Source organism: Cyclobacterium plantarum (genome assembly GCF_011290685.1).
GTDB classification, from domain to species: Bacteria; Bacteroidota; Bacteroidia; order Cytophagales; family Cyclobacteriaceae; genus Cyclobacterium; species Cyclobacterium plantarum.
In genome coordinates this window covers 1-603 of the sequence record NZ_JAANYN010000036.1, presented here as the reverse complement: position 1 = coordinate 603, position 603 = coordinate 1, and the positions used below count along the sequence as shown (strand labels likewise).

The following is a 603-nucleotide window of genomic DNA, read 5'->3' as shown; positions in this document are numbered from 1 at the left end:
TGGACAGGTCAGCGGACAACTGGTTCTCTGCTCCTTCCGCACGGCTTGTTTCTGTTGCTATGGCTGTTTCCAATACCCCCTCTGCAGCCAGGGCACGGGCAATTTCTTCATTCAAGGCGGTCTGGCTACCGGAAGCCGATGCGTCCACGTAATCCTTTACCGCTTTGGCGCTGGTATATTTGATATCGGATTCCCCGTCCGTGGTAATATCAGTGGACTTATTGGATAGGTCCTCTTTTCCGGCTTCCGCAGTCTGGGCTCGGACGGTTTCTGTGGCAATGGCAGTTTCTAAAGTCGCATCACTGGCGGTTCTTTCGGATGTTTCATTTTCCAGGGCAGTTGTTAAGCTGAAGTCTGCTGTCTTTCTTTCCTCTGTTTCGGTGATCAGATCAGCAATAATCGTTGCCTCTGCTGTTTCTGCACGAGTTGTTTCTGCTGCAATAGCTGTTTCCAGTGCCGTATCTGCTGCTAGTCTTTCGCTGGATTCGGTATTCAGATCGGCTACAATCCCGGCTTCTGCTGCCTTTGCCCGGTCAGTTTCGGCGGTTATGGCCGATTCTAAACTGTTATCGGCCGCCTGCCGAGCACTGCTTTCCGTGGACA

General features: G+C 52.1%; 1 protein-coding gene. It reads right to left on the bottom strand.

Features of this window, described 5'->3' with window-relative positions:
* The coding region (locus G9Q97_RS24685; protein ID WP_222852082.1) for a hypothetical protein at window positions 1-603 on the bottom strand (603 nt) is incomplete at both ends.